Origin of the sequence: Photorhabdus aegyptia (genome assembly GCF_000612035.1) — a bacterium.
Taxonomy (GTDB): domain Bacteria; phylum Pseudomonadota; class Gammaproteobacteria; order Enterobacterales; family Enterobacteriaceae; genus Photorhabdus; species Photorhabdus akhurstii.
The window spans coordinates 111,459-126,357 of record NZ_JFGV01000002.1; the positions used below are offsets into that span (position 1 = coordinate 111,459).

General features: G+C 42.5%; 4 protein-coding genes. All 4 read right to left on the reverse strand.

What is annotated here, in order from left to right:
* Positions 1-81: 81 nt before the first annotated feature.
* The 4 genes from BA1DRAFT_RS01360 to BA1DRAFT_RS01380 all read right to left on the reverse strand — a co-directional run bounded on the left by BA1DRAFT_RS01360 (position 82) and on the right by BA1DRAFT_RS01380 (position 14,775).
* Positions 82-6,030: a non-ribosomal peptide synthetase gene (locus tag BA1DRAFT_RS01360; RefSeq protein ID WP_082303611.1), complete on the reverse strand. Its 5,949-nt coding sequence runs from the start codon at positions 6,028-6,030 to the stop codon at positions 82-84.
* A gap of 153 nt (positions 6,031-6,183) precedes the next feature.
* Positions 6,184-13,485, reverse strand: coding sequence for a non-ribosomal peptide synthetase (locus BA1DRAFT_RS01370; protein WP_036775511.1), 7,302 nt, complete (start codon positions 13,483-13,485; stop codon positions 6,184-6,186).
* Between the two features lie 37 nt (positions 13,486-13,522).
* On the reverse strand, positions 13,523-14,176 hold the full coding sequence (locus BA1DRAFT_RS24320) for a condensation domain-containing protein (RefSeq protein ID WP_036775512.1): 654 nt from the start codon (positions 14,174-14,176) through the stop codon (positions 13,523-13,525).
* 278 nt (positions 14,177-14,454) lie between these two features.
* On the reverse strand, positions 14,455-14,775 hold the full coding sequence (locus BA1DRAFT_RS01380; RefSeq protein WP_036775513.1) for an ATP-binding cassette domain-containing protein: 321 nt from the start codon (positions 14,773-14,775) through the stop codon (positions 14,455-14,457).
* Between the last annotated feature and the right edge of the window lie 124 nt (positions 14,776-14,899).

Genomic DNA, 14,899 nt, shown 5'->3' on the forward strand with positions numbered 1-14,899 from the left:
ACTTCAAATTGCATGTTTGAAAAACGATTATGTTGTTGAATTTAAATGTTTTTATGTCTGGCGGCTCAAGCATCTTGAAGTTCATTCGGTATAAATACATAGATCTTTCAAACGTTTCCCTATTAATTTACAAGAAGATTCTATATCGGACATCTGAATGATATGATAAGTTGCATGCACAGTAATTTCAGTAATTCCATACATATTGACGAATTGTGTTTTAGGTGAAGAAGGTTCAAAATACCACCCAGAAAGCATTGATGGAGATAATTCTTCTCCACCAAAAATAACATATCTTAAATCATTCGGTAATCTTCTTTTTCCCTGCTCATCAATAAAAAGCTCAAAAGCACTAGGAGTTTGATTTAAAATAGTAACTCTCTTTCTACAAACCAACTCATAAAATTCCTTCGTGTCTTTAACGGACTGTTCTGGAACAATAATCAGCTTTCCTCCGTAAAGCAAAGCCCCCCATATTTCCCAAACAGAGAAATCAAATGCATAGGAATGAAAAAGGCACCATATATCCTTTTCGTTAAATTTATAAATAGAGTAAGTTGACTGAAACAATCTCACTACCTGAACATGCTCGACCATCACTCCTTTGGGCTTGCCTGTTGAGCCGGAGGTATAGATAACATAAGCTAAGTGCTTTTCACATACTCTTGTTACATTAGGATCCGGATTATCTTCACTAAAATTATCCCACTTATCTTGCCATGTGCAAAGTTCCAGTTCTGGCAACTTGTTAGGCTTATACCCATCCAACCGCCGGTGACCCTCTTCATCAGTAAGCAACAGCATTGGCGAAGCATCCTCCAACTGTTGAAACAGACGCTGTGCCGGACTACTAGGATCTAGAGGCAAATAGGCACCACCTGCTTTCAGAACAGCCAACAAACAAATAACCATTGCTGGGCTACGTTTGACACAAAGGGCAACCAGAGAATCAGGTATAATACCCATCTCAATAAGACAATGAGCCAGTTGGTTAGACTGACGATTTAAAGTGTCATAGGTGAGTTCCGTCTCATTATAGACAAGTGCTATTGCATCAGGGTGACGTATCACCTGATCTTCAAATAATTGGTGCAGACAGAGATTATTTGGATAACATTTTTCTGTTTGATTCCACGTTTCCAGTAAAAGTTTTCGCTCCTCTTCCCCAATCATATTATATGTAAAAACAGGGAGGTAGATACCTTCTACCATAGATTGCAATATACTTAACAGATATATGCGAAATCTCTCGATTGTATCAACATCAAAAACCGCACAAGCATATCGAATTTGCCCAGTAATTATTCCATGTTCATTCTCACTGAAAATAAACTCTAAGTCTGTTTTCACTCTATTTAAAAAAATTTCTTTCGTATGTATCCTAAATCCAGGAAATTCGTGTTTAACATTCTCTTCCCATGAAAACATAACTTGATATAAAGGCGTATAAGCCATACTACGCGGCGGGTTAACAATTTCCACAATCTTCTCAAACGGTAACTCTTGGTGATCCTGCGCTTCAAGTACAGTCTGTTTCACACGAGCAAGCAATGTTGCTCCATCAGGCCCATCCGAGAGATCAATCCGCAATACTAACGTATTAACAAAAAAACCAATTAACGACTCCAATTCATACCTACCACGATTAGCAACTGGAATTGCAACAATGACATCATCCAAACCCGACAAACGGGCAAGAACAATCACTATGGCCGAAAGCAAAGTAGTGGATAATGTTGTCTCATGGCGTTGACTTAATTGTTTTAATTGCAAGGAAAGTAATGACCCAACTTCAATAGGTAAAGCTGAACCCATAAAGTTCTGTTGTTTTGCCCTTGGCCTGTCAATCGGAAGTGGTAGCAATGGAGTAACCCCAGAAAGTTTTTCCTGCCAATACATTGCATGCATTTTAAGATATTCATCGGTTAACCACAGTGATTGCCAAAGTGCATAATCGATGTACTGAATATCTAATTCCGGCAACTGTGCCTCCAGACTATTACATTCTGCTTGATATAATATATTAAGTTCATTTAACAGAATATTGACAGACCAACCATCGAATATAATATGATGAAAAGTTAATAGAAGATAATTTTCTTCACTATCCACCCGATACAAATGTCCCCTAAACAATGGACCTTGGCCCATATCGAATAATTGACAAGCTTCAAACTGAAACAGTTTATTTAATCGCTGCTTAGATATACTTCTTTGGTGACTAAGATTACTTTCAGTAAACGGTATGCAAGAGTCAGCAGGTAATAACTGGATATAAGGTTCTCCATTTTCTACGGAAAAGATTGTCCGTAATACTTCGTGACGTTCGAAAAGCTTACCTAATGTAATACGTAGTGCCTCAATGTTAACCCGACCACATATTTCTAAAAGCAGAGGAACATTATAAGAATATTCCTTCGGATCCATTTGCATTAAAAACCACAACCGCTGCTGAGAAGCGGATAGAGGTAATTTATTTACGCGAGGAAAGCGTACTACAGGAGGCAGTTTCACTAACACATCTTCTTGCCCCTGTAATTTGACTAACATATCTGCTTGGTCAGCCAAAGTACGATGTTTATAAAGACGTTCAAGAGTTAAAGAAATACAAAATAACTGATTAATTCTATTAAGCAAGCGTACAGCAAGCAACGAATGTCCTCCAATTTCAAAAAAATCATCTTGCCGTCCAATTTGAGCCACATCTAAAAGCTCTGACCAAAGTAACGATAAACGCTGTTCAACCTCACCTTTCGGTTCCTCAAAAGTGATAAAGCGCATCGCCTCTATATCCGGTTTAGGCAAAGCTTGCCGGTTGATTTTTCCATTAGAAGTCAAAGGAAATGATTCCAGCAACACATAGGCAGAAGGCAACATATAGTCTGGCAATGTTTGTGAAAGAAAATTACGCAACATCCTGTTTAATAAATTTTTCCCCATTTTTTGCTGTTCTTTTATAGGAATAAAATAGGCAACTAACCGTTTATCACCTACGATATCTTCCCTGAGCACAACAACACTATCACTGATAGCAGAATGTTGATTCAGTCCTTTTTCAATTTCTCCAAGTTCAATCCGGTAACCTCGTAATTTTATTTGTTGATCATCGCGGCCAACATATTCAATTCGACCATCTGGAAGATAGCGTGCAAGATCTCCACTACGATACATACGTGCACCTAATATAGGACTAAAAGGATCCACCATAAAACGCTCTATGGTCAGTTTAGTATTTTTAAGGTAACCTCTTGCCACCCCAACACCACCAATATAAATTTCCCCGACACAACCCAGTGGTACTGGCTCCCTGTATTCATTCAATAAATAAATACGTGCATTGGCTACCGGACGACCAATGTGAACAACATGATCATTGTGACTAAGCTCACCAGCAGTCACCAATACCGTGGTTTCTGTCGGGCCATAACTATTAATCAACGTTAATTGAGAGGGAAGCGATACAAGAGGGAACGTAAAACGATCGCCCCCAATTAGCAAATAGCGTAAATGACGATTTAATTTACCTTTCTCAATCGCCAAAGTTGCAATTGGGCTAGCTAAAACGGCGATATCCAATACTTGATTGTTCAACCATTCAAGCAAAGCAGGTACATTGTTGGCAAGCTGGTTGAGTGAAAGTACTAACGTTCCACCACAGGATAACACTGGCCATATATCACAAGCACTAGCATCAAAAGACAGATTTTTCGTCATAGCACTACGGCTACCTAAACCCAATCGAAATCGAAAAATATGCCAGTGGACAATATTAACAATTTGAGCATGTTCAACCATCACCCCTTTCGGTTTCCCTGTTGAACCCGAAGTATAGATAACATAAGCTAAATGCTTCTCGCATACCCTGGTTATATAAGGATCTAGATTATCTTCACTAAAATTCCCCTCCTCATTTTCTACCACAGAAAATTCCAGCTCTGGCAACTCATTAGGCTTATACCCTTCCAACCGTCGATGACCTACCTTATCGGTAAGCAGTAGTATTGGCGAAGCATCCATTAACTGTTGACATAGACGCTGCTGTGGACTGTCAAGCTCCATAGGCAGGTAAGCTCCCCCGGCTTTCAAAATACCCAACAGGGAAATGATCATTGCCGGGCTGCGTTCAACACAAAGTGCAACCAAAGAATCAGGAGTCACCCCCATCTGGATAAGACGATGAGCCAACTGGTTAGCCCGACGATTTAGAGTGTCATAAGTCAGCTCAATTTCACCATGAACAAGCGCTATTGCAGTAGGATAACGAATCACTTGTTCTTCAAATAATTGATGCAAACAAAGATTATTTGGATAATATTCTTCTACATGATTCCAACTTTCCAGTAAAAGGTTTCTCTCTTCAGCAACCATGAAATCTATTGTATTTATACATTGAAACAGATTCTCTTTTTCAACAATAGTATTCAATATTAACAAAATAGAATCACACATATAATTCTTTTTATAAAGAAAAATATCATCATACAAATATCTAAACTCACCGGTATCTGTATTTATCTGAAAAATCAAACACCCTCCTTTTATTATACTTTCATTCAGACCTGTGCACAGTTCATCATGATAGCTATTGATACTAAGGGAGTGATTCGTCACATACTGAATAATTATTCCCCAATGAATTGGATTAAGTTCTGGTTTTCTTATAAAAATATCATAAGGGAAGCTTCCTTTTTCTAATAAATTATTAACTTCTTCATTAAACTTCTTCATGACATCAAAAAAACAAAAATTCTCATTAATAGTCAAATTGACAGGAATAATAGATGACACTATTTTACTTAAAAAGATATCTTGAGACGCAACAGAACAATCATTTATCATTCCTAATTGTATATCATGCTGCCCAGACATTCGATACAAATAAACAATAATAGAAGAAACTATAAGATTAATTTTATCCTGAAAATTAAATTCATTAATAAAATCAGTATTATTCCAATCAGAAGTAAAATATTTAGCTTTATATAAATCAATATTCTTGCCAAGCAATGGAAAATCTAATCTGTTAAAATTAATCAATTTTTCAATCCAAAATCCTTCACTCACAGAAAATTCTCTCAAAAGTTTATTTAATTCTTTCAAGTTCTGTATATCAGGTAAGAGTAAGACACTCCCTATTTCAGGAAAAAACTCCGATGCACTTAACTTATTACCCAAATTATCTCTAAAATTATTAATTATTACATCATAATCGCTGGTCGCGATAACCATACCGCTTTCATTAATATTGAGCACTGTTCCCGGAGAACAAAGAGAAAGTTGAGTAGTTACCAGAAGTTCAGATATATATACTATGTCATTATTCAATAACATTTTAGGCGTAGTGATAGGATTATAATTATCCTCGCCAAAATTCATCGATCTCACTAAAGCTGATAATTCTTTTGCCTTTAAATTCCATAGTAGAAAACCACATGATACTGGTTTAAAATCCTTAGCATAATAGGTTCTTTCTGCCTCATTCTGAGCTATCAACTCTAATGTATTATTTAAAAGCTTATCCAATAAAATACTAAATCCTTCTATTGCAGCCTGAAAACATTTTAAATTCAAAGAAAAAGTTGTATCATCCTTTACTTCATTTACAACTATTCTTACTGCTATATCCCCCCTATCAATAACCTCATCAACGCTATGCCAAGTTATTCCATGCTGCTTTTCACCATTTAGAACCGCCCATGCAGTAGAATAAGAACCCGCATAACGAGGCAAAAGTGCATCATGGTAATTAAATACCCCATGTAGAAACTTTTTTATCAAAGATAAAGGCAGCAATATCGGATTAATAATTGAAAATAACCAAGAGCATGGCTCGATAGACACTAAATCATCTAACTCATCTATTGTGGTAAAACATCTAATCCCACATTCAAGAGCCCATGTAGATAAAAGATTATCACCGGTAATAACTGCCTTTATCTCAACATTTCGACGTAATAACTGTTCTGCACATTCTATCACCATAGAAGTGTTGCCTATCAAAACACATGAAGCCCGCCCCGAACAATTCATATTATTCTTCCTTTTATCAAATAATTAAAGTAAAAGACCACCTCCCTAGGAGGTGGTTTAAGGATGACAATAAAATTGGCTATAAAGAAGAGTCAGTTTTCCCTGTCATTAAAAATAAACACCAGCAATTTAAAAATATAAACATGATTAAAATTATTTTTTAATCTCTTCATCCTTCAATACTTCTTCTATCTCCTCTTTTAAATTATCGGATAATATCTTTGCTAACTTATATACCGTAAAATTATCAAATATTGATTTCATGGGAATTTTTACACCTAATTCATCATATATTTTCGATATCATTCTCATTGCTGATATAGAATTGCCACCAGACTCAAAGAATGTCATATGAATATTTCCCGGCTCTCTTTCCAATATATCACTCCAAATATCATAAAGATACTGTTCTATATAATTCAATGGTTGTTGTTGCGGTTCATACTCTATAGCAACATAATGCTCAGTATCAAATAAAGTTTTATCTAATTTCCCATTACTTGTTCTAGGGATTTCCTGACAAAAGATAATATCTATCGGTAATATTCTGGAAGAAATAAAATCACGAACATCTACATTTATTCTATTTAAAAAAATATCACTATCTTTTCCATTAACATCAGACAAAATAATATATGCTGATATTCTCTCACTCTTTTTATTATAAAATGCGGATATCGAATCAATATAACTCAGAGATAGAAAAGAATTTTCTATCTCTGTTATACTTACCCTATACCCCCGAATTTTAATCAATTCATCTTTTCTACCTATAAATTCTATATTACCATCATATCTACAAATACCATAATCACCAGTGCAATAAAATCTTTCGCCATTAAATAGATTACGTCTACCTTCTATGAATTTAGCACCTCGCCTTTTTTCTCCACTGAAATAACCCAATGCCAAAGAGCAACCGGATACACATATTTCACCCACAGCGCCTACAGGGAGAGGCGCATAATCTCTATTAACAATAGCAACCGCTGTGTTATCTATCGGTTTTCCTATAAGTACTTCCTTATCCTTAATATTATTATCTAATTCATGAAAACATACATCCGACATATTTTCTGTCGAACCATAAAGATTAACAAAAGACGTTTTTGGAAATAGATTAATAGCTTTATTAGCAATATCAATACGGAATTTCTCACCACTTATAAACCAATAAGAGAGTTTTTTAAATCCATCCAATACATGTTTTGGCATCCGTATAATCTCACCCAACATCGTAGGTGTTGTAATGATTGATTGTATATTCTTATTAACTAAGAACTCCGAAAAATCATCAAGAAACTGATAATAATTTACATTAATCAAATGAAGTTCAACACCATGTAACAATGGAGCAAAAAGTTCCCATACGGCTCTAATAAATGAAAAATCAGTTATATGGCATGCACTTCTATTTTTTGACACAGGAAAACGTCTATTCATCCATGTGATCCTGTTTATAACAGACTCGTGCGTTCCCATAACTCCCTTAGGTTCCGCTGTAGTGCCTGATGTATAAATTATATGAGAACATTTTGAAAATATATTTTTATTCTCATATCTATGCGCATCAAAGTCTCCACGATAAGAAGAGAATACCTTATCAATATCTAATTTATTAAGATTTAAATTAAACTTATGCAATTCATCTAATTCATTTCCTTTAGAAATAAAAGCTTTTGGCCTTGAGTCTTCTATAATATATTTAATACGTTGGAGAGGGGTATTAGCATCAATAGGAATATATGATGCGCCACTTTTTAATACAGCCAAAATACTTATCACAAAATCGATGGATTTCTCCATGTAAATAGCTACCCTATCATCTTTATCTATCCCAATTTTCATTAGGTTACTTGAGAGAAAGTTAGCTTTAGTGTTTAACTCAACATAACTTATGGAAGTTTGTCCACAAACAATTGCTTTCTTCTCTGGTGTTTTACACACCTGTTTTTCAAAGAGCTCATGAATACCTATACCTACTTCATGAACATAATTTTCCCCATAAATTATAGCTAGTCGATTTTTATGATTCTTTTCAGAAAACATCGTTAACTGCCGGTATGATGTATCACTGCTAAAGTATGACATTTTAATCAATAACTCATACATCCCGATAAGCATATCCTTAACATAGACTTCATCAATAACATCGGCGAAATACTTTATTTTTATTTCCAGTTCCTCCTCAGGAACTATTTGTAACGTTATTTTATAATTAGTTTCCATATAACTATGGAGACCTTTGATTGATAGAGCCTCTTCAATCTGTTCATTTCGTTCATCTACCGGATAATTCTCATACACCAGCAGACTCTCAAACAATCCCTGCTCCCCCGAGACCTCACTCTGCCGCCGGATTTCACTCAACCCCAGATAACCGTATTCCGTGTACTCAGCCTGCCGGCTCTGCTGCGTCCGCAACCAGGCATCCAGCCCGACCCCCTCCCCAAACTCCATCCTCACCGGCACCGTCTGGATTAACAACCCCACCATCTCCTCTACCCCGGCCACCTCCGCCGGACGACCCGAGACCGTCAGGCCAAACACCACCGTCTCCTCGCCACTGTAACTGTGCAGCAGATACCCCCACGCGCACTGCAACAGCGTACTCATCGTCGTCCCACTCCGGCGCGCCACCTGGTGCAGCCGCGCCGTCTCCCGCCGCGATAACACCCGCCTCACCGTGTGGGTCCTTTCCGCCGCCGTTTCCTCCCTGCCCCGCGATACCCGCGCCACATTCAGCGGCGTCGGCCCTTCCACCCCCGACAACGCCGTCCGCCAAAATGCTCGCGCCTTTTCCCTGTCCTGCCTGCCCAGCCAGGCAATATATGCCTTATACGCCACCGGCAACGGCAATGCCGCCCCCTCGCCTTCCCGGTACAACCGCTGTATCTCCTGCCACACCAGCGGTCCGCTCCACCCATCCAGCAGCATATGATGGCATGTCCACAACAGCCGGTAACGCCCGCCGCCACACGCCCTTATCCCTATCCGCATCAGCGGCGCTGCCGTCACGTCAAATCCCCGCGCCCGGTCCTCACGGCACCACGCCTCACTCGCCGCCGCCTGTTCCGCCTCCGTCAGCCCCGACCAGTCCGCCTCCGACCACGGCAGACTCACCGACGACCGCACCATCTGCACTAAGCTCCCCTCGCTGTCCGCCACAAACTGCGTACGCAACACCGCATGCCGCTGCACCACCGTTTCCCAGGCCCGCCGTAACCGCACAATATCCGGCGAACCCGCCAGCATCACGACGGTCTGACAGAGGTACACCCCTCCGCTCTCCCCCGACAGCTGGTCGTGATACAGCATCCCCGCCTGCATCGGCGTCGCCGGATAGAGGTCCTCGAATCCCGGATACTGTTGCTCCCACGCCGACAACTGCGACTCTGACACCCGCATCAGCGGAAAATCCGCCGGCGTATACCCTCCCTGTCCCACCGCCACACAGTGCGCTATCACCGCCTGCAACCCCTGCTCTATCGCCTCACCCAGCCCCGCCATCGTCGCCCGCTCATACTCCCGCCGGCTGTAATCCAGCACCAGATGCAGACGGCCCCCCGCCACCCAGCCGTTCAGCCCTAACCGGTGATGCCGTTTATGCCGACCGCTCACCGGCTCTCCCGTCTCTCCCGGCACCGGCGTAAACCGGCCCCCTTCGCCCCCATCAAACTGCCCCAGATAGTTAAACACCACTTCCGGCCCGCCCGCCGCTTCCGCCGCCGCCAGGACCGGGTCGCCGGCCAGATAACGCAAAATACCGTACCCTATCCCGTGATGCGGCACCGCCCGGCACGTCTCCTTCACCTGCCGGATTAACCCCGCCAGCCCCTCAGCGGCCGGCCGCGACAGCCTCACCGGGTACACCGACGTAAACCACCCCAGCGTGCCACTGGTATCCAGCTCATCAAACAACAGCTCACGCCCGTGCCCTTCCAGCCAGACCCGCAAGCCGCGCTGCCCGCGCCAGCGCCAGAACCCCTGCAACACCCCGGCCAGCAACAACTCATCCACCCGGGTTCGGTAGGCCGCCCCCGCCGGCTGCAGCAACTGACCGGTCTCCGCCGCCGACAGACGGATAACCACTTCCTCACTGTCCGCCTGTAACGACACCCCCGCCCCGGGATAATCCACCGCCAGCCCTTCTCCCGCCACCAACAGCTGGTCCTGCCAGTACCCCCGTTCCGCCTGCAATGCCTCACTCCCGGCATACCCCTGCAAACGCGCCAGCCACTGCGGATAGCCACTGGTTTTCGGCGCCAGCCTGACCGCCTCGCCCGCCACTATCTGACGATACCCCGCCGCCATATCATCCAGCACAATACGCCACGACACCCCGTCCACTATCAGGTGATGCATCACCAGCAGCAACGTCCCCCCGCCGGCCTCCTCGTCAAAGTACACCGCCCGCAACAGCGGCCCCTTTTCCAGCGACAGACTCCTCTGCGCCGCCCGGGCCGCCAGCACCTGCGCCTCGCCCGAGACCCGCAAGTGCTGGATACTCGCCGCCACCTGCAAGGCTAACGGCGTTTCATCATACTGCCCGGACCAGCGGCCCTCCGGCCCCTGCCAGTAACGCAGCCGCAATCCGTCATGCCGTTCATACAGCGCCGTCACCAGCTGCGTCAGCCGGGGCAGACTGAAATCCGCCGGCACGCTGACCCGCAGCGACTGGTTATAGTGATGATACTCACCGGACGTTTCAGCGAAGAAGCGCTGCTGGACCGGATGCAGCCCAATCTCGCCCCGCAGGGCCGCCTGCGACACCGCCGGGACCGCCCCCAGATGCGCCGCCAGCCCCCGCACCGTCTTGTGCTCAAACAACTGGCGCACACTGACCGCCAGCCCGGCCCGCACCGCCCGCGAGGTCACCTGAATCGCCAGAATGGAGTCCCCGCCCAGGGTAAAGAAGTTATCGTTCACCCCGACCTGCGGCAGATGCAGCGCCGCCTGCCAGATATCACACAACAGGCGTTCGGCTTCACCGACCGGCGCGACATACCCGTCCGGGTCCTGCGGCAGCGGCGCGGGCACCGGCAGCGCCCGCCAGTCCAGTTTGCCGCTGGGCATCAGGGGCAGGGCCGGCAGCAGCGCCCAGACGGCGGGGTGCATATAATCGGGCAGTCGGGCGGTCAGGGTGTGATGACAGCGTGTCAGCAAGGCCGGGCCGGACAGGTCAGGCCCGGCCACCAGATAAGCCGCCAGCCGCTTTTCACCGGGGTGGTCTTCACGCAGCTGAACCACCGCATCAGCCACCCCGGGCACGGTACGCAGGAGCGATTCAATTTCACCCGGCTCGATGCGGAAGCCGCGTAATTTAATCTGGCTGTCCAGCCGGCCAAGATAGGCCAGCGTCCCGTCCGGCAACCAGCGCACCCGGTCACCGGTGCGGTAAAGCCGGGTCAATCCCTCAGCCCGCTCCCGCTCGGTCGCAAACGGGTTCGGCACAAACCGTTCCGCCGTCAATGCCGGCTGATTCAGGTAGCCTCGCGCCAGCCCCACCCCGCCAAGATACAACTCGCCCGGGACACCGACCGGCACCGGCTGCCTCCTCTCATCCAGGACGTACAGCGATGTCACGCTGCAAGCCTGCCCCACCGGCAACACCGCCCGTTTATCATCCCCGTCACCCAACGAATAGCATGCGCTGGTTATGGTCGCTTCCGTGCACCCATAAGCATTCACCAGCGCACACCGGCCAAACAAGGCAAAGTGTTTCCAGGCCGCCACCAAATCCGGCGGCAGACTCTCTCCGCCCAGCACAACCAGCCTCAATGTTGTTTTCGGCCAGTAGTGTTTCGCTTCATCCCCGGCATGCATCAGTTGTCGGCAATAGACGGGCGTCAGGTCTGTGACGGTGATTGCGTGACGCGAGGCATAGGTAAAAAACTCGGCTTCCGTCCACCATTCTGTCTGTTTTATATACACCTCGGCACCAGACAGCAATCCCGCCAACAGGTGTTCCAGTGACGTATCGACACTGAAAGAAGCAAAAACCAGCACGCGATCGCGGTCAGTAAACTGGCAGGTATCCCGCATGGCAAGGATATGCGCGCACAGCGCTCTGTTCTCAACCATTACCCCTTTTGGCCTGCCCGTCGAGCCGGAGGTGTATATCACATACGCCAGAGCATTCGCCGGGAGCGGCAGCACCGGCAGATTGTCCCCGGCATCGTATGACGACAGGGCACCCCATTCCACTGCCGCCAGCGGGATCACCGTCACCGCCGGGGGCAATCCTGTCAGGGACAGCGTTTGTTGGGTCAGCAGGAAAGATGCGGGCATTTCAGCCAGGATATCACTGAGATTGCCCGCTGAATGGGCCGGGTCAAACGGCACATAGACCGCGCCGACTTTGAAAATCGCCAGCAGACAGATAATCTGCATGGCGGAGCGTTCTAAATACAGAGCCACAAACTGCTGGGGAGCGAGGCCACGGTCACGCAGGTAACCCGCCAGCTGATTTGCCCGGGTATTCAGCTCCCGGTAAGTCAGGCGCGCCTCCCCACAGACAACCGCCACGTTATCCGGAGTACGCTGTACTTGGGTTTCAAATACAGCTAAAATATTATCGCTCATTAAGCATGGAAATTTATTATGATTCCATTCATAAAGTAATCTATTTTTTTCAGAATTATCCATAAAAGATAAATCAGAAATCTTTTTTACATCTTCATCTAAAATATCCATAAGAACGGAAGTATACATTTCACACAAAGAACTAATCATTCCTTTTGACAATACACTTTTTGCGAAAATAAAACTTCCAGAAATCATATTATTATTAATAGTAACAGTGAGATCTAAATCAAATTTAGCAGGAGAATAACAAGTTGAAATATTTAAAGGTTCGAAAGGTGAGTTTGTACATTTTATATCATTAGATTGTTCAACCACATCAAATGAAACCTGAAAAATAGGATGCCGAGCCATATCTCGTGGTACGTTCAGTAAATCAATAAGCTTACTAAAAGGATACGCTTGATTAATCTTTGCCATCACCACTTCGTGATGAACAACCTTAATAAATTCTGAAATATTTAATGTACGATCAACTGAAATTCTGAGGGCCAGCATATTAGCAAATAACCCAATAAGATGATGTGTTTGTGAATTATCTCTATTATCGGATGGAATTCCGATCAAAATATCCTCTTGTCCTGACAATTTAGACAGAACAATGAAATAAGCACTGATCAGTAAAACATAAGGAGTTGTTAAATACTTTTCAGCCAATACATTCAGTTTATAAGAGATTTTTTCAGTAAGATTAAAATCAAAACTATCGCCACTGTAATTTATTATACTATTTCTTCTATAATCAAGAGGTAAATCTAATTCTGAAAAACCAACCAGTTTATCTTTCCAGTAAGATTCCATTTTTTTATAGGTGTCATTTTTAAAAACATTACGCTGCCATTTAGTGTAATCAAGGTAATTTATTTCCAATTCAGGAAGTTCAACAGGCTTTTTCTGAATAAGACAATCATATATATAATAATTCTTTTAGAAAAACATCTATTGACCAGGCATCAAAAGATATATGATGCAAGATAATCAAAAAAAACTGGTCATCATCAATAATATATCTAAATAATTTTACAGGAGGATCTTTATCTAAATTAAATTTTATATTTATTTTTTCTGCAAAAGATTCCCGTAGTTTTTCTTCATTATCAAGAACTATAATTTTCATATTAATTTCTTTATAATCAGGTAAAATATATTGATATCTTTTACCTGTATCATCTGTTTTAAAAACTGTCCGAAATACATCATGTTTTTGAAAAATAATGAACAAACTTGAATACAATATATCAATATCTACTTCCTTAGAAAGCTTAAAAGCCAAAGGAATATGATATGGTACAAATTCATTCTCAAATTCTTCAATAAATAAAAGCTGTTCCTGGGGAAAAGAGAGGGGACAGAATTCTAGTTCATGATCCAACTGTTCAAAATCATTATTTGTAAAAATCTTTTTATCTCTAAAAAAACGCACTATTTTATCTTTATTATGCTTAATTTCATTAATAAAAAAATCCGACAATTCATCTTCACCACATAATATTCTTATATTATCACCCTCTAGCCATAATGAATAATTTTTATTTTTTAGTTCTTTTAATAATGAAATCATAAAAATCTCCTGTTTAAATTAAGCAGACTTAAATAATAAAAATTTAATCTCGCATTAAACAATAAAGAATATAATATATATTTTACCTGCTAATAATGATGACCTAATCTGTTCAATATATAACGATTATCAATAAGTTAAAATACAGCAAACAACTGCATCAAACGAACAAAAAACAGACGTTTATTGTACCAACTGAAGTTATTAAATCAGGAAAGGTTAGAAGTGGTAAATTCACATAATAAGCTTATTAGTCGAATCTACCAGTAATAATAAATTTATAAAACTATTTGTCCATATTCTAGTTTAATAATACTATCAGCAACGTAAAAATATCTATCATCGTGTGTTACGACCACAATTGTTTTACCTTTAGCTTTTAGCTCTGGAATGATTGAATCGTAAAAATCACTTCTAAAGTTAGGATCCTGCTCAGCAGCCCATTCATCTAATACAATGATCTCTTTATCTTCTAAGATAGCTAAAACAAGCGCTAACCTTTTCATTTGTCCTTGAGATAAACCAGAATAACTAACAAAACCATTCTGGAAATTAACTTTATTATTTAATCCAAATCTTTCAAGTAAAGATCCAGCCATCTCATTCTTATCCTCTAACAAAGGATATTTATTAGGGGCTGTCCTAGATAAGTAATTTGATCTAGGATATCCAAATGAGAAAAAGTCGGATTAGCCAATACAAGCAAAAACGTCTTCAGGAGCT